We start from the raw sequence: 24,911 nt of genomic DNA on the forward strand, positions 1-24,911 counted from the left end.
GAAGGCTTAAAGGATTTTGTCTACGGCGCGCTTTCGCCCATAATCGTGTTTTCGCCCGCCGCAGACCTTCGCAGGAGCCTCATGGAGCAATTTCGTAATATCGGCATCATCGGTCGCCTGGGCAGTTCGCAGGTGTTGGACACCGTTCGCCGGCTCAAGCGTTTCCTCCTGGAGCGGCACCTGCACGTGATCCTCGAAGATACCATCGCCGAAGTGCTGCCGGGCCATGGCCTGCAGACCTCGTCGCGCAAGATGCTCGGCGAGGTGTGTGACATGGTGATCGTGGTGGGCGGCGACGGCAGCCTGCTGGGCGCCGCCCGGGCCCTGGCGCGACACAATATCCCGGTGCTGGGGATCAACCGCGGCAGCCTGGGGTTCCTCACCGATATCCGCCCTGACGAGCTGGAGATCAAGGTCGCCGAGGTGCTTGACGGCCACTACCTGGTGGAAAACCGCTTCCTGCTGCAAGCCGAAGTCCGTCGTCACGCCGAGGCCATCGGCCAGGGCGACGCCCTCAACGACGTGGTGCTGCACCCCGGCAAGTCCACTCGGATGATCGAATTCGAGCTGTACATCGACGGCCAGTTCGTCTGCAGCCAGAAGGCCGACGGCCTGATCGTCGCCACCCCCACCGGTTCCACCGCCTATGCGCTGTCGGCCGGCGGACCGATCATGCACCCCAAGCTCGACGCTATTGTGATTGTGCCCATGTACCCCCATACCTTGTCTGGGCGACCCATCGTGGTCGATGGCAACAGTGAGCTGAAAATCGTCGTGTCCAAGGATATGCAGATCTACCCACAAGTGTCCTGTGACGGCCAGAACCATTTCACCTGCGCGCCGGGTGACACCATCACCGTCAGCAAAAAAGCGCAGAAGCTGCGCCTGATCCATCCGCTGGATCACAATTACTACGAAGTCTGCCGGACCAAGCTCGGCTGGGGCAGTCGGTTGGGGGGTGGAGGCGACTGATGCTCGATCCTGCGCGCAGTTACGATTTGATCGGTGACGTGCACGGATGCGCCCTGACCCTGGAACACCTGCTGGACCGACTCGGTTACCAGAAGCAGGGCGGGGTCTGGCGGCATCCGTCGCGCATGGCCGTGTTCCTGGGGGATATCATCGACCGTGGCCCGCGGATTCGCGAGGCGCTGCACATCGTCCATGACATGGTCGTGGCCGGCCAGGCGCTGTGCATCATGGGCAACCACGAGTTCAACGCCCTGGGCTGGAGCACACCGGCATTGCCGGGCAGCGGCCAGCGCTACGTGCGCGAACACACCCCGCGCCATGCCCGCCTGCTCAACGAGACCCTGACCCAGTTCGAGCAGCATCCCGGCGACTGGCATGACTTTCTCAAATGGTTCTATGAGCTACCGTTGTTTGTCGACGCCGGTCGTTTCCGGGTCGTGCATGCCTGTTGGGATGCGGGCCTGATCGAACCGCTGCGGGGTTTGTTCCCGGACGGTTGTATCGACGAGCATTTTCTCCAGGCCTCGGCCGAGTCGGGCAGTTTCGCCTGCACGGTGTTCGATCGCTTGCTGCGCGGCACTGACATGCGCCTGCCCCACGGCCTGACACTGACCGGTGGCGATGGCCTGACCCGTTCGTTTTTCCGTACCAAGTTCTGGGAAGACAACCCGCAGACCTACGGCGACATCGTGTTCCAGCCCGACGCCTTGCCGGAGCCGGTCGCCCGCACGCCGCTGTCGCCGGACGAAAAAAACAACCTGCTGCGTTATGGCGTCGATGAGCCGCTGCTGTTCGTCGGCCACTATTGGCGCAGCGGCAAACCCGCGCCAATCCGCCCGAACCTGGCCTGCCTGGACTACAGTGCGGTGCTCTACGGCAAGCTGGTCGCTTATCGCCTCGACCAGGAAACCCGCCTGGATCCGCACAAGTTCGTCTGGGTCGATGTCGAACGGCCGGAGGTGGTGCAATGAGTGCTGTCGCGGTTTTGCGTCTGCCCCTGGCAGTGGACCTGAGCGGCTTCGTCAAGCTGCTGCAACGCATGCAGGTGCCCCATCGCGTCAGCGAAGAGGCGGGCGAGCAGGTGCTCTGGGTGCCGGACGAGATCAGTGAGGACGTGCGTTCGTTGTACGCGCGTTTTCCTGCTGGCGATCCCGATCAGCAACTGGAACTGCCGGACACCGCCAGCACGTCCCGGCGCGCGGGGTTCGTCCAGCAACTGGTTCGCAGCCCAGTGACGGCCGTGGTGCTGTTGCTGAGCCTGATCGTCAGCGCGGTCACCCTGCTGGGAGACAATCTAGAGACCCTGCGCTGGCTGACCTTCCTCGAGTTCCGCGTCGTTGGCGACTATATCCAGTTCACGCCATTGGCCGACAGCCTGGCGGCGGGGCAGTGGTGGCGCCTGGTGACGCCGATGCTGATCCACTTCGGTTTCCTGCACATCGCCATGAACGGCATGTGGTATTGGGAGCTGGGGCGGCGGATCGAAGCGCGCCAGGGTGGTATCAACTTATTAGGGCTGACATTGCTGTTCAGCCTTGTCTCCAATTTCGCCCAGTACTTTTTCAGCGGTGCGACTCTGTTCGGCGGATTGTCCGGGGTGTTGTACGGCCTGCTGGGCCATTGCTGGATCTACCAACTGCTCGCACCGAACCCGGCCTATCACTTGCCCCGCGGGGTGCTGGTGATGATGCTGGTGTGGTTGCTGCTGTGCCTGTCCGGGCTGGTTTCGCTGATCGGTTTTGGTGAGATCGCCAACGCGGCTCACGTCGGCGGGCTGCTCGTCGGCTGCTTCACTGGGTTATTGGGCGGGCTGTTCGCTCGCCGTAAAATGGCCCTTTGACCGGCGCCTGTGTCTTTTGAGAATGCGCGATTGCGCGGAGAACCCATGTCTTCCTTCAACGAAATGATCCAGAACATCACCCCCGACATCTACCGCAGCCTGAAGCTTGCCGTGGAAATCGGTAAATGGGCCGATGGCAACAAGCTCACCGCCGAGCAGCGCGAACTGTCCTTGCAGGCGATGATCGCCTGGGAAATCCAGAACCTGCCCGAAGAAGAGCGCACCGGCTACATGGGGCCGCAGGAGTGCCAGTCGAAAGCCACCGAAGTGCCGAATATCCTGTTCAAGTCGGACGCCATCCATTGATCGAGATTGGCCGCGGTGCAATCAGCAAGATGTCGGCGCGCCTTGACGGGCCGACTGTTCAATACGCCTTTCGCCTGGGCGAGGTCGAGGTGCCGGTCAATCCATTGATCGGCAGCACGATCCGCCTGGAATACCTCGGTGCGATCCACTGCACCCATTGCGGGCGCCGGACCAAGACCAGCTTCAGCCAGGGTTATTGCTACCCGTGCATGACCAAGCTGGCCCAGTGCGACCTGTGCATCATGAGCCCCGAGCGTTGCCATTTCGACGCCGGCACGTGCCGTGATCCGGCCTGGGGCGAGCAGTTCTGCATGACCGATCATGTGGTCTACCTGGCCAACTCCTCGGGCGTGAAAGTCGGCATCACCCGTGCCACCCAGTTGCCGACCCGCTGGCTCGACCAGGGCGCGAGCCAGGCGCTGCCGATCCTGCGCGTCGCCACCCGCCAGCAGTCGGGCTTCGTCGAAGACCTGTTTCGCAGCCAGGTAGCGGACAAGACCAACTGGCGCGCCTTGCTCAAGGGCGACGCGGCGGCGGTGGATTTGCCGGCGATCCGCGACGCGCTGTTCGACAGCTGCGCCCAGGGATTGCAGGGCTTGCAGGAACGATTCGGCCTGCAAGCGATCCAGACCATAGCGGACGTCGAACCCATCGAGATCCGTTATCCGGTGGAGCAATACCCGACCAAGATCGTCAGCTTCAACCTGGACAAGAACCCGATCGCCGAGGGCACGCTGCTGGGGATCAAGGGCCAGTACCTGATTTTCGACACCGGCGTGATCAACATTCGTAAATACACGGCCTACCAGCTCGCCGTGCATCAGTAGAAGGATTCGACCCATGCGCACCGAACAACCGAAGATGATTTACCTCAAGGATTATCAGGCCCCCGAGTACCTGATCGACGAAACACACCTGACCTTCGAGTTGTTCGAGGACCACAGCCTGGTCCATGCGCAACTGGTGATGCGCCGCAACCCCGAGCGCGGCGCCGGGCTGCCGCCGCTGGTGCTCGATGGCCAGCACCTGGAACTGGTCTCGCTCAAGCTCGACGATGCCGACCTGGGGCAGGGCGACTATCAGGTGGACGACAGTCACCTGACGTTGCAGCCCAAGGCCCAGGCCTTTACGCTCGACACCACCGTGCGGATCCACCCGGAAACCAACACCGCCCTGGAAGGCCTGTACAAGTCCGGCAGCATGTTCTGCACCCAGTGCGAGGCCGAAGGGTTCCGCAAGATCACTTATTACCTCGACCGCCCGGACGTGATGAGCAAGTTCACCACCACCGTGGTGGCCGAGCAGCACAGCTATCCGGTGCTGCTGTCCAACGGCAACCCGATTGCCAGCGGCCCCGGCGAAGACGGCCGGCACTGGGCGACCTGGGAAGACCCGTTCAAGAAACCGGCCTACCTGTTTGCCCTGGTGGCCGGTGACTTGTGGTGCGTCGAAGACACTTTCACCACCCTGAGCGAGCGCACCGTGGCGCTACGCATCTATGTCGAGCCGGAAAACATCGACAAGTGCCAGCACGCCATGACCAGCCTGAAGAAGTCGATGCGCTGGGACGAAGAGGTGTACGGGCGCGAGTACGACCTGGACATCTTCATGATCGTCGCGGTCAACGATTTCAACATGGGCGCCATGGAGAACAAGGGCCTCAACATCTTCAACTCCAGCGCCGTGCTGGCCCGCGCCGAAACCGCCACCGATGCCGCGCACCAACGGGTCGAAGCGATCGTTGCCCACGAGTATTTCCACAACTGGTCGGGCAACCGCGTGACCTGCCGCGACTGGTTCCAACTGTCGCTCAAGGAAGGCTTCACGGTGTTCCGCGACGCCGGGTTCTCGGCGGACATGAACTCGGCCACCGTCAAGCGTATCCAGGACGCGGCCTACCTGCGCACCCATCAGTTTGCCGAAGACGCCGGCCCGATGGCCCACCCGGTTCGCCCGGACAGCTTCATCGAGATCTCCAACTTCTACACCTTGACCGTGTACGAAAAGGGCTCGGAAGTGGTTGGCATGATCCACACGTTGCTGGGGCCTGAGGGCTTTCGCAAGGGCAGCGACCTGTACTTCGAGCGCCACGACGGCCAGGCCGTGACCTGTGACGATTTCATCAAGGCCATGGAAGATGCCAATGGCGTCGACCTGACCCAGTTCAAGCGCTGGTACAGCCAGGCCGGCACACCACGCCTGGCGGTGAGCGAGTCCTACGACGCCGCCGCCAAGACCTACAGCCTGACCTTCCGCCAGAGCTGTCCGCCGACCCCGGACAAGATGGAAAAACTGCCGTTCGTGATTCCCGTGGAGCTTGGCCTGCTGGACAGCCAGGGCGCCGAGATCCCGTTGCGCCTGGCCGGTGAAGCGGCGGCAAACGGTACGTCCCGGGTCATCTCGGTGACCGAGGCCGAGCAGACCTTCACCTTCGTCGATATCCCTGAACAACCGCTGCCTTCGTTGCTGCGTGGGTTCTCGGCGCCGGTGAAACTGAGCTTCCCGTACAACCGCGACCAGTTGATGTTCCTGATGCAACACGACAGCGACGGCTTCAACCGGTGGGATGCCGGCCAGCAGTTGTCGGTGCAGGTGTTGCAGGAACTGATCGCCCAGCATCAGCAGGGCGCCAGCCTGACGCTGGATCCGCGCCTGGTCAGTGCGCTGCGCAGCGTACTGTCGGACGAATCCCTGGACCAGGCCATGGTCGCGGAAATGCTCTCGCTGCCAAGCGAAGCCTACCTGACGGAAATCAGCGAAGTGGCCGACGTCGAGGCGATCCACGTCGCCCGTGAGTTCGCCCGCCAGCAGTTGGCCGAGAACCTGTTTGAAGGCCTGTGGCTGCGTTATGAAGCCAATCGCGACCTGTCGAAACGCACGCCATACATGGCCGAGGCCGAGCATTTCGCCCGCCGCGCGCTGCAAAATATTGCGTTGTCGTATCTGATGCTGACCGACAAGCCGGAAGTGCTGAGTGCGACCTTGGATCAATTCGACACCGCCGACAACATGACCGAGCGCCTGACTGCGCTGGCGGTGCTGGTCAACTCGCCATTCGAGACCGAGAAGGCCAAGGCACTGGAAGTGTTCGCGGAAAACTTCAAGGGCAATCCGTTGGTCATGGACCAGTGGTTCAGCGTCCAGGCCGGCAGCCCATTGCCGGGTGGGCTGGCGCGGGTCAAGGCGCTCATGGAGCACCCGGCGTTCAACATCAAGAACCCGAACAAGGTGCGGGCCCTGATCGGTGCGTTTGCCGGGCAGAACCTGATCAACTTCCACGCCGCTGACGGCTCGGGTTATCGCTTCCTGGCGGACCTGGTCATCCAGCTCAATGGCTTCAACCCGCAGATCGCCTCGCGACAACTGGCCCCGCTGACCCGCTGGCGCAAATACGACAGCGCCCGCCAGGCGCTAATGAAAGCCGAGCTGGAACGCATCCTCGCGTCCGGCGGGCTTTCCGCCGATGTGTTCGAGGTGGTGAGCAAGAGCTTGGCATAAACAGGTTTGGCGCTGCCTTTTGTGGCGAGGGAGCTTGCTCCCGCTGGCCTGCGAAGCAGGCCCGATCTTGATTCATTTCGCCAGAGAAGGCGTGCGAACCAAGATCAGGGAGTCCTTCGGCCTCCAGCGGGAGCAAGCTCCCTCGCCACATCCATCACCCTCACGAATGTCTTCTGATTCACCCTTGATCGATATCCCCCCGGTTAACAAAAGATAACGCGGCGTCGATTGTCAGACCTTTCGAAAGCCCGATAGGATAACGCCAGCTTCCGAAGTGGCTCTAGATTGCAGGTTTCAGGACTATGCTCCAAGACCGGCAACGTACCAAGCCATAACAATAATAATGGGGGAAAGGTCTATGAATGAGCCTGTCATGGCTGTGGGCCGCTGCCGGCCGCCGCTGCTGCGCAGAGTCGCGCTGCTGGCTTCGGCGCTGTCGCTGCTGGGCTCTGCGCTGTTGTCGGCGCCGGTGATGGCCGTTGCGGCGTCGACGTCCGATGTCATCTATTCCGTCGAATCGGCCAAGGCCAGCAAAACCCTGATGCTTGATGTGGCCCATGCCGGGCAGCGCCTGGTGGCGGTCGGTGATCGGGGGCACATTGTCTATTCCGATGACCAGGGCACTTCCTGGACTCAGGCCAAGGTGCCGACCCGCCAACTGCTCACCGCAGTCTTTTTCGTTGACGACAAGCACGGCTGGGCGGTGGGGCACGACGCGCAGATCCTCGCCAGTGTTGACGGCGGCAGCACCTGGACCAAGCAATTCGAAGACCTCACCCGTGAAGCGCCGCTGTTGGATGTCTGGTTCAAGGACGCCGGCAATGGTTTTGCCGTGGGTGCGTATGGCGCGTTGTACGAGACCACCGACGGCGGCAAGCACTGGGAAGACGCCAGCGACCGCCTCGAAAACGAAGACCAGTTCCACCTCAATGCGATCGCGGCCGTGAAAGACGCCGGGCTGTTCATTGTCGGCGAGGCCGGCAGCATGTTCCGCTCCGCCGACTGGGGCCAGACCTGGGAAAAGGTCGAAGGCCCGTACGAAGGCTCGCTGTTCGGTGTCATCGGTACCGCCCAACCTTCGACGCTGCTGGCCTACGGTTTGCGCGGCAACCTGTACCGTTCCACCGATTTTGGCGGCACCTGGGAGCAAGTCGAGCTCAAGGCCGCCCGTGGAACGCTGGAGTTCGGCCTGTCCGGCGCCACGTTGCTGGCGGACGGTTCCATCGTGATTGTCGGCAACGGCGGCAGCGTGGTGCGCAGCACCGATGATGGCGAGACCTTCAGCGTGTTCAACCGCCCGGACCGAATCTCCGTGGCGGCCGTCACGGCGGCAGGCAATGGCAACCTGATCCTGGCAGGGCAAGGCGGCGTGCGCGCCACCACGTCCACCGGCGCCGAACTGAGCAAATGAGTCAGGCCTGCGAGACGGGCATAAAAACAAGAAGGCGGACCCCATGAGCAGTCATCACCAAGACAAGGCAACGTTTCTCGAGCGCCTGATTTTCAACAACCGCCCGGCAGTAATCGTCATTTGCCTGCTGGTCAGCGTTTTCCTGTTCTGGCAGGCCACGCTGATCCGTCCCTCCACCAGTTTCGAAAAAATGATTCCCCTCGAGCATCCTTTTATCGAGAAGATGCTTGAGCACCGCAACGACCTGGCGAACCTGGGCAACACGGTGCGTATTTCCGTGGAAGCCACCAACGGCGATATTTTCTCCAAGGACTACATGGAGACCCTGCGCCAGATCCATGACGAGGTGTTCTACATCTCCGGTGTCGATCGTTCCGGGCTCAAGTCGTTGTGGAGCCCCAGCGTGCGTTGGACCGAAGTGACGGAGGAGGGCTTCGCCGGCGGCGAGGTGATCCCCCAGAGCTATAACGGCTCGGCCGACAGCCTCGACCTGTTGCGCAACAACGTGCTCAAGTCCGGCCAGGTCGGGCGCCTGGTGGCCAACGACTTCAAGTCGAGCATCATCGATATCCCATTGCTGGAGTCCTATCCCGACCCGCAGGACCAGGGCAAGTTGCTCGCCCTCGACTACCGCAAGTTCTCCCATGAGCTTGAAGAAAAGATTCGAAACAAGTTCGAAGCCCAGAACCCGAATGTGCAGATCCATATCGTCGGCTTCGCCAAGAAAGTCGGCGACTTGATCGACGGCCTGGTCATGGTGGTGCTGTTCTTCGGCGTGGCCTTCGTCATCACCTTGGTCCTGCTGTACTGGTTTACCAACTGCATGCGCAGCACCGTTGCGGTGCTGAGCACCACCCTGGTGGCGGTAGTCTGGCAGTTGGGGCTGATGCATGCGGCCGGCTTTGGCCTTGACCCGTACTCGATGCTGGTGCCGTTCCTGATCTTCGCTATCGGCATTTCCCATGGCGTGCAGAAGATCAACGGCATCGCCTTGCAGTCCAGCGAGGCGGACAATGCCCTGACGGCGGCGCGGCGTACCTTCCGCCAGTTGTTCCTGCCGGGGATGATCGCGATCCTGGCGGATGCCGTGGGCTTCATCACCTTGCTGATCATCGACATCGGCGTGATCCGTGAGCTGGCCATCGGCGCCTCCATCGGCGTGGCGGTGATCGTGTTCACCAACCTGATCCTGCTGCCGGTGGCGATCTCTTACGTCGGCATCAGTAAGCGGGCGGTCGAGCGCAGCAAGAAAGACGCGACCCGTGAACACCCGTTCTGGCGCCTGCTGTCGAGTTTCGCCAGCGCCAAGGTTGCGCCGGTGTCCATTGCCCTGGCGGTGATCGCCTTTGGCGGTGGCCTCTGGTACAGCCAGAACCTGAAGATCGGCGACCTGGACCAGGGCGCGCCGGAACTGCGTCCGGATTCGCGCTACAACCAGGACAACAATTTCATCATCAGCAACTATTCCACCAGTTCCGATGTGCTGGTGGTGATGGTCAAGACCAAGGCCGAAGGCTGCTCGCGCTATGAGGCCATGGCACCGATCGACGAGCTGATGTGGAAGATGCAGAACACCGAGGGGGTGCAGTCGGCGATTTCCCTGGTGACCGTGTCCAAGCAAATGATCAAGGGCATGAACGAGGGCAACCTGAAATGGGAAACCCTGTCGCGCAACCCTGACGTGCTGAACAACTCCATCGCCCGGGCCGATGGCCTGTACAACAACAGTTGCTCCCTGGCGCCGGTGCTGGTGTTCCTCAACGATCACAAGGCCGAGACCCTGGACCGCGCGGTGAAGGCGGTGCAGGATTTTGCCAAGGACAACAACCGCGAGGGCCTGGAGTTCATCCTGGCTGCCGGTAACGCCGGCATCGAGGCGGCCACCAACGAGGTGATCAAGGAGTCGGAACTGACCATCCTGATCCTGGTGTACATCTGCGTGGCGACCATGTGCATGATCACCTTCCGTTCCTGGGCGGCGACGCTGTGCATCGTGTTGCCGCTGGTGCTGACCTCGGTGCTGGGCAACGCATTGATGGCGTTCATGGGCATTGGCGTGAAGGTCGCGACCTTGCCAGTGGTGGCCCTGGGCGTGGGCATAGGCGTGGACTACGGCATCTACATCTACAGCCGCCTGGAAAGTTTCCTGCGGGCCGGCTTGCCGTTGCAGGAGGCTTACTACCAGACGCTGAAATCCACCGGTAAAGCCGTGTTGTTCACCGGCCTGTGCCTGGCGATTGGCGTGTGCACCTGGATCTTCTCGGCGATCAAGTTCCAGGCCGACATGGGGCTGATGTTGACGTTCATGTTGCTGTGGAACATGTTCGGCGCGCTGTGGCTGCTGCCGGCACTGGCGCGGTTCCTGATCAAGCCCGAGAAGCTGGCGGGGCAGAAGGGCAATTCATTGTTTGCCCATTGATGGATGGGCAGGACCTGCCCGGCACAGCCCTGGTGGCGACCCCATGTGGGAGCGAGGTTGCTCGCGATAGCGGTGTGACAGTCAATGAAGGTGTTGAATGTCCGTCCGCCATCGCGAGCAAGCTCGCTCCCACAGGCTTTTTGTCGCTCAGGTACTGATCATTCCTGCCTAAACACACCCTCTGTGGCGAGGGAGCTTGCTCCCGCTGGACTGCGAAGCAGGCCCCTCGGGCGGTCGCTGCGCAACCGAGCGGGAGCAAGCTCCCTCGCCACGATCACACCCGCTTGAAGTGAACCATCAGGGCGCCAACGGCAGAAACTTGTCGCGGGCCAAGGATTTGCCAATCTGCCCGCGATGCACGTTCACCACCGCATAGGGGCTGTCCGCCTTGGCGAGCAGCGAATGATAGTGCTCCCGACGCTGCTCCTTGGTCTTGAGATGGGCGACGCTGTAATCGGCTTTCAGTGTCCCGGCGGTTTCGTAGTGAAAGTGCGCGTACCAGAGGGGGAAGCCGTTACGGTCGTTGATCGCGTATTCCTGCAGGAAGTCCTTGCGAGTTCCTTTCAAGGCTTTGCGTTCGCCCAGTCGCGCAACTTGTATCAGGTTCTTTTCGAACAGGTAGCGAAGGTTGCCATCGGTGGGAGGCAGTTGCAGGCTCAGCTCGGTGCGCAGGGCGCTGCCCTTGGCCTTCAGGTGGGTGATGGCATCTGCCAGCTGTTTGACCAGCGCCTGTTCAGCGGCAGTCGCCGGTGTTTTCGACAACATCAGGGCGCGATCCAACTCCTCTGCCAGTTTTGCGAATCTACTCGCCTCGTTGTTCATGATCTCCTCGATTTCCTGAGGATGACGGCAACGTTTTTTGTAGCCTTCAGCCCGGCGCAAGCGTTCATCCAATTCATCGAGCAGTTTTTGCGCGTCAGCCTTGATTGCCTTGACCGGTCGAGTGCTTGGGGAGGGCGCTGGGCGGCGTACTTCGATGACATCCCAGACATCGTCATGACGCGAATAGGACGCCAGCACGGTGTCCTCGACCTGGGAGCGCAGCTCGACGACGTCGATCGGCATGCTCTCGTCGGCTGGTTTCAGATCACCGATCAGCACACCGTTTTTGCGGGTATTGATCACTTTTTTTCGAAGGCGCCCGGTAGCCGTTCCGGTGTGCTGGGGCGGTCGCTTGCGTGGGTTGGGCTCAGGCTTGACGGCGGCGGCCAGTTGGCGGGAAGCGTCCTGGTAGAGACTGTCGAGCACCTTCAGCAGCCGGTCGAAATGAAATTCGTCAATGTCGTCCGCGTAAAGCGTCTTTATGCCGTGCAAGGCGTCCAACGTCTTGCCGTATTGTTCGCTCAGGCTTTCCAGGACCTCCAACTGTTCCGACGGGGAGAGTTCATACAGGCCCAGGTCGGCGTGCGAGCGTACCTGTACGGCCACGGAACCAAGGATGCGCCGCAGGCTATCGGGCAAATCGCCGTTGGGGTTTTTGATCGCCAGCATAGGCAGTGTCGACAATTGCATGGCTTTTGATGCTAACGAATTCCTCTCATCCAACGGTCGGTCGCGGGTGAGGCGTTCGTATGCGCGAGCGCCTGCGGAATCCAGATTCAGTAGTTTTTCCAGGTATTCGTCTTTGAGGTCCAGCCAGTGAATCGAACGATCAAGGAGCTCACTCGAGCTATCGAGGAACTTCAGATAACCAGGCAAATTCGCGACCACAAGCTCTGTGGCAGCCTCAGCCGAGAATTGACGATTCGCAATGATCAAGGCTCTATGCTCGGCGTCAACGATCAGGAAGGCCTTGCGGGCGTTGTTGATCACATTCTCCATCAGCCCGCGGATGCTTGGGATGGGTAGGTCGATTCCCAACCGGGCGCGTTCCGGCGCGCTGTCCAGCAGTTTGAGGTAACCGTCAGTCTGCGCGTTGAGCAGGTCGTAAAACACCTTGCGTCTTGGCGCGCGCTGCTCCTCGGTATACGTGCTGTCTTGCTCGAGCCGGACCATGACCTGTTGGGCTACGTCCAGGGCCTTTTGCCGTTCGGCCTCCTGGGCCATGTGCGTCTTCAGTTCATTAACCAATTCGATTGTTCTTTCTACGTTGAGGCGCCGCTGTTCGGCCATTCGTCTGGGAGGCATTCCGCCGCGCAAGCGCAAACCCAAATCCAGCGACCAATGGCCCTGATTGTCCGATTGCAGCTGTGGTCCCCCTCCTGACGGGGCCCGGGGATCGACGATCGTTACACTGCCGTCCGATTCCGTGCTGACGCTATACAGGTTGCGGTCCACCAGGGCGTGCCATTTGTTGTCGATGACGTACAAGCCGGTAAACGGGCCATTTTCAATCGGTTCGGGCAGTGATGCGGGGCGTGGTACCTGCATGCGTCGCAACTGGGCCGACTGCTCCGGTGTCAGTCGATGACGGGCGCTGGCAAAGCTGAGGTCGAGCGTGCGGCTGGCGGCCACGGATTGTTCGCCGGGCAAGGCAATGGGGCCTTCCTGAATGTTCGGCAGTTCCGGCGCGGGCCATTGCTCGGCAAGGAGGCGCGGCGCGGGGGCACGCATTGCCTGGTCCCTGACTCGTACGGGCACGGCGGGGCGAGAGGGCACTGCGGCCGAGGGAAGCTGAGCCACGAGCATCACCAGGTTGACCAACAGGTCGACAGCGGCGAGTTCACGGGTCGCCGAGTCTTCACTGAGCAGCGCCGGGATGTCTTGGCTGGCGCTGGCCATCAGGCTCCATAGCCAGGCACTGGCCATGGCTGGGCCACGCAGTAACGGAAACAACAGGGTGTTGAACAGCAGGCTGCCGCCCTTGAGGTACACGGCCCAGCGGCTTTCGCTGTTGGACACTGCGGATCGGTCGGCCTGGGTCACCAGGGCCCGGGCATTGCAGCCGTAGAGGTACTGCATCAACTCGCCTTTATGCAGGTATTGCAGCAACTCATCATTGGCGCCGTCCATAGCCAGTGTCGCCGGAGCGGGTTTTTCAGGAGCACTGAATTCGTCGCCCTGGAAAAAACGCACGATGTGCGGTTCCAGGAAGCCACCATTGGCATAGACCGGGCGAGCGTCGTCGGACAGCCAGGTCAAGATGCTGTCCTGCAAATCCCCACCGCTGACGACAGCCTGCAACAGTGCTTCTCGGGTAGTGAACTCCGTCAACGCGGGCGCATACAAGGGGCGATACAAAAGGTGCGGCCCCGTGTTGATGTCTTGTGCTTCGACGATGAACATGTTGGTCACAAGGTCGGGGCGAGCCTGGGGCTTGCGCAGGAAAGCCAGGTGCCGAATGACCACGGGGCGGCCGTCCACCTGCCGACCCTCGGCGTCGGGCTGCAGCAGCGCCTCGATCAGTCGCAGCCCTTGGCGGGTCATGCCATTTTTTTGGTTGAGCATGTCCAGCAGCGCCTCAAGGGGCAACTGCGCCGGGATCTGCTCGGCAAACATACGTTGATATTCCTGCGCCTGGAGCGAATCGCCCAACAACTCCTGTTGCAGGTAGCGAGGGTATGTGGTGCCGATATCGACTTGCTCGATCAGCCCGTCCTTGCGAGTAATGAAGTCCAGCGTCAGCCATACAGGCAACGCCAGGCCCTGGCGATGGCTGAGCTGCACATGTCCACTGGGGCGTGCGACGAGATTGTCGATGGCCAGCCGAGTGAGGCTCATCGTTCGTTTCTCGCTGATGCCGGCCGTTCCGGGGAACCCTGCAGAGACGGTAAAAGTCAGTTCCACATCGTCGGGTTGGAAGTAGCTGGGGGGTGTCTTGGCCGGGCTGCTGTCGTTGGCCTTGTGCATCTGGGTGAGTAAAGCGTCGGTCGTGAATGCCTTGATGTCACTCAGATGGGTTCGGCCCTGATCGCGCTTCTTGACGCTGGCCAGCGCCAGACTGTAGCGCTGGAACCGGGTCTGGTCGACGAGGGAGGCCTTTTTCAACCAGTCGGGGAGCAGTGGCTTGAGTCGTGTCGAGGTTTCAGGCGTGAGGCGCGGTGCGTCGTCCAGATAACGGGCCGGGCCACTCAGCTCGTCATAGAGTGCGTCGAGGCTTTGCAGGCCAATACGCGAGGGCAATTGCACCGCCTTCAAGTCGGCCAGCTGCTGCTCCAGGATACTGGCGGCTTGGGTGTCGAACACATTGCCGCTGATCTCGTAGCGCCTGCAGGTGAGGGTATCGACCACGTAGCGGCTGGCGATCTGTTCACGCCAATGGTGATGGAAGGCTTCCATGGAAGCGAAGGACTGCACGGGGCTGCCAGGGTTGCAAAGCAGGATGATGAGCCCGTTAGGGGTGTAATGAAGCAAGAGGATATCGTTGCTCGGCAGGATCGTGCTGCTGGCGCCTTGGGTGAGCGTGCTTTCCAGGCTGTAGGCGTAGACGGGAGAGGTATTGCGGCTGAAACGTGCGGCACGGTCGGGCCAGCGGGCGATTTGATCCAGGGTTTCACGGGCCGGCTCAGTGAGGCCTGGCTGTTGCAGCGCGCGGATCTGCAACAGGTTATGGAGGGTGTCGCTGAGCCATTGCCAACGGCTGGCGGGCGTGGCGTGGGTGCTGATATCGGCGTTCCAATAACGGGTCAATGCGTCTTCCAGCACGATCGGTATACGCCAGGGCAACTCTAGCAATAGCTTTTCGAGGACCTTCATGTCCGGTTTCTGAGTGCCTGACCACAGACGCTGTGGAGGGACGTCGGAAAGATAACAGTCAAGGTTGCCCCGTGGACTGAGATCCAAGGGCGTACCGAAGGCCAGGTAATCGAGCACCAGCGGCATGAAGGGCTGAAAACTCCAGCTGCGGGCAGTTGCATCCGGTATGGCGAGGCGTGTCTTGGAGAGGTCGATAATCAGCGACGGGTACTGGGCCTTGATGGCCTGCTCAAGTGTTCGCTGCGCGATCCGCGCGAACGTTGGACGATCGGCGAATTGCCGACTGACATTTTGTGCAAGCGCAGAGAGGCTGTCGACTGGGGTGGGTGAGGTCATGAGAAATCCTTTTCCTGAACGCGTGGCCGTCGGAATGACGACCAGCGTCGAGTGTCAGGATTTCCGTCTTCTGTGGGCGGTATATAGATACCACCCGTTGAGCGAGGATGGTGTCAGGCCTGAACGGGATCGCTGCCCAGCACTACATTCAACGCGCTGCGGGCATCGTCCAGTTGCACCAGCGTGGCATGGCGGGCGCCGAGGGCGTCGCGGTTCTCGATAGCAGTGAGGATCGCCTTGTGCCGTGGCATCGCCAGTTCATGCAGGTTGGGCCGCTGGTTGGAATGCTTCAGGGCTTCGGCGATGGCCACCGACAACATGTTGCAGAGGTTGGCGAGCAGGTCGTTGTGGGTGGCTTCGGCGATGCGGCTGTGGAAGTCCAGGTCCGGTTGCAGCAGGGCTTCAGGTGTCGGGGCCGCCTCCATGCGCTGGTAGGCTTCGTTGATGGCAGCGATGTCCTCGTCGGTGGCGAACTGGGCGGCGAGGGCGGCGGCGGCCGGTTCGATGATGCTGCGCACGCTGGTCAGCAGGCTGAAGAATTCGTTCTGCGGACTGCTCTGCATCAACCAGTGCAGGACGTCCGGATCGAGCATGTGCCATTCACGGCGGGCCTTGACCACCGTCCCCACGCGCGGACGCGAATACACCAGGCCCTTGGCGACCAGCACTCGCGTGGCTTCGCGCAGCACCGGGCGGCTGACCGCATACTCTTCGCACAACAAGGCTTCGGCGGGCAGTTTATCGTCCGGTTTGAAACGCCCGGAGACGATCTGCATGCCCAGTTCCTGGACGATGCGCGCGTGCATGCTTTTGCGGTCGGAGGGTTTGCGGTAATCCATGGGGCGCTGCGCGATCCTGTGGGAGGGGAGTGTTGCGCATGATAGCAGGCGCGGCGATGGCGGGTCGCTAATGCGATTTTTGATTTGGATACAGACCCATTGTGGGAGTGAGCTTTTTGTGGGAGCTGAGCTTGCTCGCGATGAGGCACTTCCAGTCAACATCTCTGCTGTCTGTTACACCGCTATCGCGAGCAAGCTCTGCTCCCACAAAAGCTCAGCTCCCACAAAGCTTGCTCCCATAAGGGAGATTTGGGTCAGTGAGAGTGACGCGGCACCTCGGCGCCGCGACAGCCCACCAGGAAGTCGAAGTCGCAGCCCTGGTCCGCTTGCAGCACATGGTCGATGTACAGCTGGCGGTAGCCACCCACCAACAGCTGCTGCGGTGGCGCGAGGTCGGCCAGGCGCGCGGCGAGTTCGGCGTCGGGGATGTCCAGGTGCAGGCGGCCGCTGGCGCAGTCGAGCTCGATCCAGTCGCCTTCTTTTACCGCTGCCAACGGTCCGCCGGCGGCGGCTTCCGGCGCCACGTGCAGCACTACGGTGCCGTAGGCGGTGCCGCTCATGCGTGCGTCGGAAATCCGCACCATGTCCGTCACACCCTGGGCCAGCAGCTTGGCCGGCAAGCCCATGTTGCCCACCTCGGCCATGCCCGGATAACCCTTCGGCCCACAGTTTTTCATCACCAGGATCGAGTTGGCGTCCACGTCCAGTTCCGGGTCGTTGATCCGGGCCTTGTACTCGTCGAAGTTTTCGAACACCACGGCACGGCCGCGATGCTGCATCAGCTCAGGCGTGGCGGCGGAAGGCTTGAGCACCGCGCCCAATGGCGCCAGGTTACCCCGCAGTACGCAGATACCACCGTCGGCGCGGATCGGGTTGTCCAGGGTGCGGATGACTTCATCCTGGCCGTAGATCGGCGCGTCCTTGGTGTTGTCGCCGAGGCTCTTGCCGTTGACGGTCAGCGCGTTCGGGTGAGGGATCAGGTTGGCTTCACCCAGGCGGCGCAGCACGGCGGGCAAACCGCCGGCGTAATAGAACTCTTCCATCAGGAAACGCCCGGACGGCTGCAGGTCGACAATGGTCGGCATGCCACGGCCGATGCGGGTCCAGTCGTCCAGGTCCAGTTGCACGCCGATGCGTCCGGCAATGGCCTTGAGGTGGATCACCGCGTTGGTCGAGCCGCCAATGGCCGCGTTGACGCGGATCGCGTTTTCGAAGGCTTCCTTGGTCAGGATCTTCGACAGTTTCAGGTCTTCACGGACCATTTCCACCGCACGCATGCCGGACATATGGGCCAATACATAACGACGGGCGTCCACGGCCGGAATCGCGGCGTTGTGGGGCAGGGAAGTGCCGAGGGCTTCGGCCATGCACGCCATGGTCGAGGCCGTGCCCATGGTGTTGCAGGTACCGGCCGAGCGGGACATGCCGCCCTCGGCCGCGAGGAAATCATCGATGGTGATGGTGCCGGCCTTGACCTGCTCGCTCAATTGCCAGACCACGGTGCCGGAGCCGATGTCCTGGCCTTTGTGCTTGCCGTTGAGCATCGGCCCGCCGGTCACGACGATGGCCGGTACATCACAGCTGGCGGCGCCCATCAGCAGCGCCGGGGTGGTCTTGTCGCAACCGGTGAGCAGCACCACGCCGTCGATGGGGTTGCCGCGAATCGCCTCTTCCACGTCCATGCTCGCCAGGTTGCGGGTCAACATGGCGGTGGGCCGCAGGTTCGATTCGCCGTTGGAGAACACCGGGAATTCCACGGGGAAGCCCCCGGCCTCGATCACGCCGCGCTTGACGTGCTCGGCGATCTGCCGGAAGTGCGCGTTGCATGGCGTCAGCTCCGACCAGGTGTTGCAGATACCGATGATCGGCTTGCCGTGGAACTGATGGTCGGCGATGCCCTGATTTTTCATCCAGCTGCGGTACATGAAGCCGTTTTTGTCGGCGGTGCCAAACCATTGGGCCGAGCGCAGGGAGGGTTTCTTATCAGACATGATCGATTCTCTTATTGTATGACTATATTGTTCTAGCTGAAGCGTAACATAAGCGCAATTTGTGCGGTTTGGAAGTGTTGTTGGGTAAATAGTATTACTATATAGTCCGATTCAACGGAGGGATTGTCCTGGCGGTCATTCGCGAGAGAAATCCCCCGAGGTTCTATAACAACAACAATCGGAGACCGGTCCCATGAGCCAGGAACTGCGGCTTATTCGTCGCATCACCCTCAAACTGATTCCCTTCCTGATCCTGCTGTACCTGATCGCCTACGTGGACCGCTCTGCGGTGGGCTTTGCCAAGCTGCACATGGGCGCCGACATCGGCATCGGCGACGCGGCCTACGGCCTGGGCGCCGGGCTGTTTTTCATCGGTTATTTCCTGCTGGAAATCCCCAGCAACCTGATGCTGGAACGCTTCGGTGCCCGGCGCTGGTTCGCCCGGATCATGATTACCTGGGGCGCCATCACCATCGGCATGGCGTTCGTGCAAGGGCCCCATAGCTTCTATGTGATGCGCTTTTTGCTGGGCGCGGCCGAAGCCGGGTTCTTCCCGGGCGTGCTGTACTACATCACCCAATGGTTCCCGGTGCGCCATCGCGGCAAGATCCTGGGGCTGTTCATTCTCTCCCAACCCATCGCGATGATGATCACCGGCCCGGTGTCCGGCGGCTTGCTGGGCATGGACGGGATCCTTGGCCTGCATGGCTGGCAATGGCTGTTCATTGTCATCGGTCTGCCGGCAGTGCTGTTGACCTGGCCGGTGCTGCGCTACCTGCCGGATGGCCCGCAACAAGTGAAATGGATGGACCAGGCCGAGAAGGACTGGTTGACCGGTGAGCTGAAAAAAGATTTGCAGGAATACGGCCAGACCCGCCATGGCAATCCGCTGCATGCCCTCAAGGACAAGCGTGTGTTGCTGCTGGCGCTGTTCTACCTGCCGGTGACCTTGAGCATTTATGGTCTGGGCCTGTGGTTGCCGACGCTGATCAAGCAGTTCGGCGGCAGCGATCTGGTGACCGGTTTCGTGTCATCGGTGCCTTACATTTTCGGCATCGTCGGCCTGCTGATCATTCCCCGCAGTTCCGACCGCTTGAACGACCGCTACGGTCACCTGGCCGTGTTGTACGTGCTGGGTGCCATCGGCCTGTTCCTCAGCGCCTGGTTGTCGGTGCCGGTGTTGCAATTGGCGGCGCTGTGCCTGGTGGCGTTCGCGCTGTTTTCCTGCACGGCGGTGTTCTGGACCTTGCCGGGACGGTTCTTTGCCGGCGCCAGTGCGGCGGCGGGCATCGCGCTGATCAACTCGGTGGGCAACCTGGGTGGCTACATCGGTCCGTTCGTGATCGGTGCGCTGAAGGAGTACACCGGCAACCTGGCTTCAGGGCTGTATTTCCTGTCTTGTGTGATGGTGTTTGGCTTGGTGTTGACGGGCGTGGTCTACCGCCTGCTGGAGCGCAAGCATGTGTTGCCGCCGGATCAGTTTGCCGCCAGCGCCCGGGGAGCGACACGTACCTGAACTTATTGCAATTGTGGACGAGAGCTTTTGTGGCGAGGGAGCTTGCTCCCGCTCGACTGCGCAGCAGTCGCAAAACACGCGCTGTGTTTTGCCTGAATGAACGCGGCGCCTGGAGTTGGGGGTGCTTCGCCCCCCTAGCGGGAGCAAGCTCCCTCGCCACAAAAGCCTGCTACGCCTATTCAAGTTTTGCTTACAAGGAGAAAGATATGCGTTTAGTTCAGTTCGAATTGAGTAACGGCGAACGCCGCGTCGGTGTGGTCGAGGGCGATCAGGTGCGCGAAGTGCAGGGCGCCGGCACCGTGCGCGAGCTGGCGCTGGCGGCCATCGAGGCGGGTGTGAAGCTTGAGCAGCAGGTCAACGGCCTGGGCCTGGGGGCGAGCCATGACTACGCGCAGTTGCTCGGTGAGCTGCGCATCCTGCCGCCGCTGGATCACCCGGACCCGGCGCACCTGTTGGTCAGTGGCACCGGCCTGACCCACCTGGGCAGTGCCTCGGCCCGGGACAAGATGCACCAACAGGCCGGTGACGAAGCGACCATGACCGACACCATGCGCATCTTCAAGTGGGGCGTGGAGGGCGGTAAACCCCAGCCCGGGCAGGCCGGTGTGCAACCGGAATGGTTCTACAAGGGCGACGGCAGCATTGTCGTCCGTCCGGGCCAGCCGTTTCCGTTGCCGCCGTTCGCCGAAGACGCCGGCGAAGAGCCGGAAATCAGCGGCCTGTATGTCATCGGTCACGATGGCAAGCCGTATCGCCTGGGCTTTGCCGTGGGCAACGAGTTTTCCGACCACGTGATGGAACGCAAGAATTACCTGTACCTGGCCCATTCGAAATTGCGCAGTTGCAGTTTTGGCCCGGAACTTCGCGTGGGTGAACTGCCTCAACATCTGTCCGGGACCAGTCGTATCCTGCGCAACGGCGAAGTGTTGTGGCAGAACGAATTCCTCAGCGGCGAGGCGAACATGTGCCACAGCCTCGAAAACCTGGAATTCCACCACTTCAAATACAGTCAGTTCCTGCGCCCGGGGGACGTCCACGTACACTTCTTCGGCACCGCGACGCTGTCGTTCGCCGATGGCATCCGCACCCAGCCGGGGGATGTGTTCGAAATCAGCCAGGCGGAGTTCGGCGCGCCGCTGGTCAACGGTATTGCCCCGGTGGACGCGGTGTTCAATCCGGGTACTATCGGCACACTTTAAAGGAGACTTGCGATGAACCAGATCCTTGGCCACAACTACATCGGCGGGGCGCGCAGCGCGGCCGGCCAGACCCGCCTGCAGAGCGTCGACGCCAGCACCGGCGAGGCCTTGCCCCATGCATTCGTCCAGGCCACGGCCGAAGAAGTCGATGCCGCCGCCAAGGCCGCTGCCACGGCATACCCGACCTATCGCAGCCTGAGTGCGGCGCGTCGGGCCGAGTTCCTCGAAGCCATTGCCGATGAACTGGACGCCTTGGGCGATGACTTCGTCGCCGTGGTCTGCCGTGAAACCGCGCTGCCAGCGGCGCGGATCCAGGGCGAGCGTGGGCGTACCAGCGGCCAGATGCGTTTGTTCGCCAAGGTCCTGCGTCGTGGTGATTTCTACGGCGCGCGCATTGACCGCGCCTTGCCGGAGCGCACGCCGCTGCCGCGTCCGGACCTGCGCCAGTACCGCATCGGCCTCGGCCCGGTGGCGGTGTTCGGCGCCAGTAACTTCCCCCTGGCATTCTCCACCGCCGGTGGTGATACCGCAGCGGCGCTGGCCGCCGGTTGCCCGGTGGTGTTCAAGGCCCACAGCGGCCACATGGCCACGGCAGAACACGTCGCCGACGCGATCATTCGCGCCGCCGAGAAAACCGCGATGCCGGCCGGTGTGTTCAACATGATCTATGGCGGTGGCGTCGGCGAATGGCTGGTCAAGCATCCGGCGATCCAGGCCGTGGGTTTCACCGGTTCCCTCAAGGGCGGGCGTGCCCTGTGCGACATGGCGGCCGCGCGGCCCCAGCCGATCCCGGTGTTCGCCGAAATGTCGAGCATCAACCCGGTGATCGTATTGCCCCAGGCGCTGGAAACCCGCGCCGAAAGCATCGCTCGCGACCTGACCGCCTCGGTGGTGCAGGGCTGCGGCCAATTCTGTACCAACCCGGGCCTGGTGATCGGCATTCGCTCGCCGCAGTTCACCGCCTTCACCCAACAGGTGGCCGCGCTGATCGGCGACCAGTCTGCCCAGACCATGCTCAACGCCGGCACGCTGCAAAGCTACGGCAAGGGCCTGCAAAAGCTGCTGGCGCACCCGGGCATCGAACACTTGGCCGGGCGCGAGCAACAGGGCAACCAGGCCCAGCCGCAGTTGTTCAAGGCCGACGCCAGCCTGTTGATCAACGGTGACGAGGCGCTGCAAGAAGAGGTCTTTGGCCCGACCACGGTGTTTGTCGAAGTCGCCGACCAGGCGCAACTGACCGCCGCGCTGAACGGCCTGCACGGCCAACTCACCGCGACGATGATTGGCGAGCCGGCAGATTTCGAACAGTTCGGCGAACTGACGCCGTTGCTGGAGCAGAAGGTCGGCCGCATCTTGCTCAACGGTTATCCAACCGGCGTCGAGGTGTGTGATTCGATGGTGCACGGCGGGCCTTACCCGGCGACGTCCGATGCCCGTGGCACCTCGGTGGGTACATTGGCGATCGATCGCTTCCTGCGTCCGGTGTGCTTCCAGAACTACCCGGACAGCCTGTTGCCGGAACCACTGAAGAACGCCAACCCGTTGGGGATCCAGCGGTTGGTGGATGGGGTGCCGGGGCGCGAGGCGCTCTGACGATCGCGGTGACGCCGTTACATTCAAGTTGAATGTGCCGGCCTCATCGCGAGCAGGCTCGCTCCCACAGGAGATTGGTGATGATCCCCTGTGGGAGCGAGCCTGCTCGCGAAAGCGATATGTCAGGCAACACCGCTTTCGAACCTTATGGCCCAAGGCCCACTCCCACATTGAGTTATCATGGCACTTTCCCAATGACCGACTGATCACCATGACTGCCGTAACCGACACCCTGCTGCACGCCCTCGAACATTGCGACATGCTGATTATCGATGGGCTGCATGCATTCGATTTCTCCCTCGACGAGCAAGATCAGTTGCACGTCGAGTGCATGAACGGCCGCACCCTCGAACATTGGCGTTTCACACCGGCGCAGATGCAGGCCGCGACCTTCGACAAAGCCCTGAAGCGTTGGATCATCACCAGCGATTCGGGCGATCACCACCTGGAATGCGTGGAAGCCACCAGCGGCCACGACGATGAGGACTCCGATCATGAAGATGCGTAGTTTCTGGCCCTTGTTGATGGCCGGCAGCGTGGGCGCCATGGGCGTCCAGGCCGACACCAGCGAGCACCACCAGTTGTTGGTGGGTTCCTACACGGCGGGCCAGAGCCAAGGCATCTACCGGTTGCAGTTCGACAGCCGCACCGGCCAGATCGACGCCAACCCGTTGCAAGTGATCAAGACAGACAACCCTTCATGGCTGACCCTGTCCAAGGACATGACCCGGCTGTTCGTGGTCAACGAAAACGGGCCGGGCCAAGAAGACCCGGTGGGCAAGGTCAGCAGCTACGCCATCGACCCGAAGACCCATGCCATCAGCCTGATCAACCAAATGCAATCCCTGGGCAACGAACCGACCCATTCGAGCTTGAGCCACGACGGCCAGCATTTGTTGGTCAGTAACTATTCCGTGCTGGAAAACCCGGGCGGCACTTTGGTGGTGCTGCCGGTGGGGGCGGACGGCAAGCTGGCGCCAGTGGTCCAATCGGGCAGCCATCAGCCGAGCCGGGTCAATCCCGAGCGGCAGAAATCCGCTCATGTACATTCCGCGGTGCCGTCACCAGACGGCAACTATGTGTTCGCCAATGACTTGGGGGCGGACAAAGTGTTTGTCTACCGCTACAACCCCAAGGCCAACCCCGAACTGCCGTTGACGCCTGCCGATCCGCCCTTCGTGCAGTTGCCGCCGGGCAGCGGGCCGCGCCATCTGTTGTTCAGTGGCGATGGCAAGCACGCCTGGCTGACGATGGAAATGAGCGCCCAGGTCGCGGTATTCGATTACCGGGACGGCCGCCTGACCCAGCGCCAGCTAGTCGATCTGGCCGACGGCAAACCCCAGCCGGGTAAGGCAGCGGCAGCGTTGCATGCGTCCAAGGACGGCAAGTTCCTGTACGTCAGCAATCGTGGCACCACCAACGAAATGCTGGTGTTCGCTGTCGACCCGGCTTCTGGCACCTTGAAAGAAGTGCAACGACGCTCCGTCGAGGGTGATCACCCCCGGGAGTTCAGTCTCGATCCAAGCGAAAAATTCGTCCTGGTCGCCAATCAGAAAAGCAACCAGATCGTGGTTATCGAGCGCGACCCAAAGACCGGCCTGCTGGGCAAAACCGTTCAGAAACTGCCCATGGATGCGCCAAGCGATGTGAAATTCCTGGTGCGTCAATAACGCTCAGGCCCCGATTCCAGGGGCCTTCGCCGTTGTATCAACAAGACTGATAGTCGCTAGTATTACAAAGCATTTCAAGGCGAGACGCCTCGGCGCGTAAGTTTGCTTCACGGCCCCACCGGGCAAATCAGCCAACTGAATCCGAGGATTACCGCCATGAACCTGAATCTTTTTTCCGTGATCGCCGCTTCCGCCATCTCCGCCACCGTGGCATTGCCAGCCAGTGCCAGCATCGAGATCAGCGACAAGAAAAACCGCACCCAGAGCTACACCGAGAAGTACCTGCAACAAAGCGCCAACTTCTATGCGGCGCTGGACCACAAGACCCAACACTGAATAACGCTGACCCTTGAAGCCTGCGATCTTTTCGTTTCCTACCTGGATCCCGAGGGAGAGAAAAGATCGCAGGCTTCGTGCGTAGGGTTGAAAATCACCGTTGTGATATCACATGGCCATGTGTTTAAATTTGACGCTCGTTAATTGACTCCTTACCAATAAGGATCGACACCATGGCGATGCGTCTGGCAGTGATGCTGCTGTTCCTCTATTCCACCCCGATTGTCTCGGCGGCCCAGCCCGTTCCCGGTGAGCTGGAAGTTGCGCGTGAGCGATTGTTGAGTTTGTTGGGCGACTGATTGGATCAGACAGCAATGGGTTGCATGATTGCCTTTGTGGCGAGGGAGCTT

General features: G+C 61.5%; 18 protein-coding genes. 15 read left to right on the forward strand and 3 right to left on the reverse strand.

The genetic code is table 11. The features are described 5' to 3' along the window. The first annotated feature begins 81 nt into the window (after window positions 1-81). The 8 genes from M1D99_RS13985 (at window position 82) to M1D99_RS14020 (ending at window position 10,446) form a co-directional block, all read left to right on the forward strand. Entirely contained in the window at window positions 82-972 is an 891-nt protein-coding gene (locus M1D99_RS13985; RefSeq protein ID WP_003180647.1) for an NAD(+) kinase, read from the forward strand. Further along, complete coding sequence (locus tag M1D99_RS13990; RefSeq protein ID WP_434576454.1) at window positions 969-1,943, forward strand: metallophosphoesterase; 975 nt, start codon at window positions 969-971, stop codon at window positions 1,941-1,943. Before M1D99_RS13985 ends, M1D99_RS13990 begins: the two co-directional genes overlap by 4 nt. Next, window positions 1,940-2,812 (forward strand): rhomboid family intramembrane serine protease, encoded by an 873-nt coding sequence (locus tag M1D99_RS13995; RefSeq protein WP_186704873.1) that lies wholly within the window; start codon window positions 1,940-1,942, stop codon window positions 2,810-2,812. Before M1D99_RS13990 ends, M1D99_RS13995 begins: the two co-directional genes overlap by 4 nt. A 45-nt stretch (window positions 2,813-2,857) precedes the next feature. Further along, window positions 2,858-3,118: a YeaC family protein gene (locus tag M1D99_RS14000; protein ID WP_030142618.1), complete on the forward strand. Its 261-nt coding sequence runs from the start codon at window positions 2,858-2,860 to the stop codon at window positions 3,116-3,118. Beyond that, complete coding sequence (locus M1D99_RS14005; protein WP_186704875.1) at window positions 3,115-3,945, forward strand: DUF2797 domain-containing protein; 831 nt, start codon at window positions 3,115-3,117, stop codon at window positions 3,943-3,945. Before M1D99_RS14000 ends, M1D99_RS14005 begins: the two co-directional genes overlap by 4 nt. 13 nt (window positions 3,946-3,958) lie before the next feature. Next, window positions 3,959-6,616, forward strand: a complete 2,658-nt coding sequence (gene pepN / locus M1D99_RS14010; protein ID WP_458132050.1) for an aminopeptidase N — start codon at window positions 3,959-3,961, stop codon at window positions 6,614-6,616. Window positions 6,617-6,974: 358 nt separating this feature from the next. Further along, window positions 6,975-8,027 carry a WD40/YVTN/BNR-like repeat-containing protein gene (locus tag M1D99_RS14015; protein WP_434575973.1) on the forward strand — a complete coding sequence of 351 codons (1,053 nt, stop codon included), beginning with the start codon at window positions 6,975-6,977 and terminating at the stop codon, window positions 8,025-8,027. Window positions 8,028-8,070: 43 nt separating this feature from the next. Continuing rightward, window positions 8,071-10,446 carry an efflux RND transporter permease subunit gene (locus M1D99_RS14020; RefSeq protein WP_458132051.1) on the forward strand — a complete coding sequence of 792 codons (2,376 nt, stop codon included), beginning with the start codon at window positions 8,071-8,073 and terminating at the stop codon, window positions 10,444-10,446. A 297-nt stretch (window positions 10,447-10,743) separates the two neighbouring features. Here M1D99_RS14020 and M1D99_RS14025 read toward each other — a convergent pair whose 3' ends face one another. From M1D99_RS14025 to M1D99_RS14035, 3 genes are all read right to left on the reverse strand, one after another. Further along, on the reverse strand, window positions 10,744-15,417 hold the full coding sequence (locus tag M1D99_RS14025; RefSeq protein WP_458132052.1) for a dermonecrotic toxin domain-containing protein: 4,674 nt from the start codon (window positions 15,415-15,417) through the stop codon (window positions 10,744-10,746). A 113-nt stretch (window positions 15,418-15,530) separates the two neighbouring features. Further along, window positions 15,531-16,256: a FadR/GntR family transcriptional regulator gene (locus tag M1D99_RS14030; RefSeq protein WP_186704880.1), complete on the reverse strand. Its 726-nt coding sequence runs from the start codon at window positions 16,254-16,256 to the stop codon at window positions 15,531-15,533. Between the two features lie 254 nt (window positions 16,257-16,510). Continuing rightward, on the reverse strand, window positions 16,511-18,247 hold the full coding sequence (locus M1D99_RS14035) for an IlvD/Edd family dehydratase (protein WP_434575979.1): 1,737 nt from the start codon (window positions 18,245-18,247) through the stop codon (window positions 16,511-16,513). Between the two features lie 193 nt (window positions 18,248-18,440). Between M1D99_RS14035 and M1D99_RS14040 the strand changes: the two genes are divergently transcribed. From M1D99_RS14040 to M1D99_RS14070, 7 genes are all read left to right on the forward strand, one after another. After that, window positions 18,441-19,763: an MFS transporter gene (locus M1D99_RS14040; protein ID WP_458132053.1), complete on the forward strand. Its 1,323-nt coding sequence runs from the start codon at window positions 18,441-18,443 to the stop codon at window positions 19,761-19,763. A 206-nt stretch (window positions 19,764-19,969) separates the two neighbouring features. Further along, window positions 19,970-20,962: an AraD1 family protein gene (gene araD1, locus M1D99_RS14045; protein WP_434575983.1), complete on the forward strand. Its 993-nt coding sequence runs from the start codon at window positions 19,970-19,972 to the stop codon at window positions 20,960-20,962. A 12-nt stretch (window positions 20,963-20,974) separates the two neighbouring features. Then, window positions 20,975-22,555, forward strand: a complete 1,581-nt coding sequence (locus M1D99_RS14050) for an aldehyde dehydrogenase (NADP(+)) (protein WP_186728537.1) — start codon at window positions 20,975-20,977, stop codon at window positions 22,553-22,555. Window positions 22,556-22,766: 211 nt separating this feature from the next. Further along, entirely contained in the window at window positions 22,767-23,063 is a 297-nt protein-coding gene (locus M1D99_RS14055) for a DUF5629 family protein (protein WP_186704884.1), read from the forward strand. Continuing rightward, a complete protein-coding gene (locus tag M1D99_RS14060; RefSeq protein ID WP_458132054.1) occupies window positions 23,050-24,225 on the forward strand; it encodes a lactonase family protein in 1,176 nt (391 codons plus the stop codon). Before M1D99_RS14055 ends, M1D99_RS14060 begins: the two co-directional genes overlap by 14 nt. A 156-nt stretch (window positions 24,226-24,381) precedes the next feature. Then, window positions 24,382-24,561 (forward strand): hypothetical protein, encoded by a 180-nt coding sequence (locus M1D99_RS14065; protein WP_018611529.1) that lies wholly within the window; start codon window positions 24,382-24,384, stop codon window positions 24,559-24,561. Between the two features lie 173 nt (window positions 24,562-24,734). Further along, window positions 24,735-24,860 carry a hypothetical protein gene (locus M1D99_RS14070; RefSeq protein ID WP_272971873.1) on the forward strand — a complete coding sequence of 42 codons (126 nt, stop codon included), beginning with the start codon at window positions 24,735-24,737 and terminating at the stop codon, window positions 24,858-24,860. The last annotated feature ends 51 nt before the right edge of the window (window positions 24,861-24,911 follow it).

This window comes from Pseudomonas sp. R3-41 (assembly GCF_054161485.1).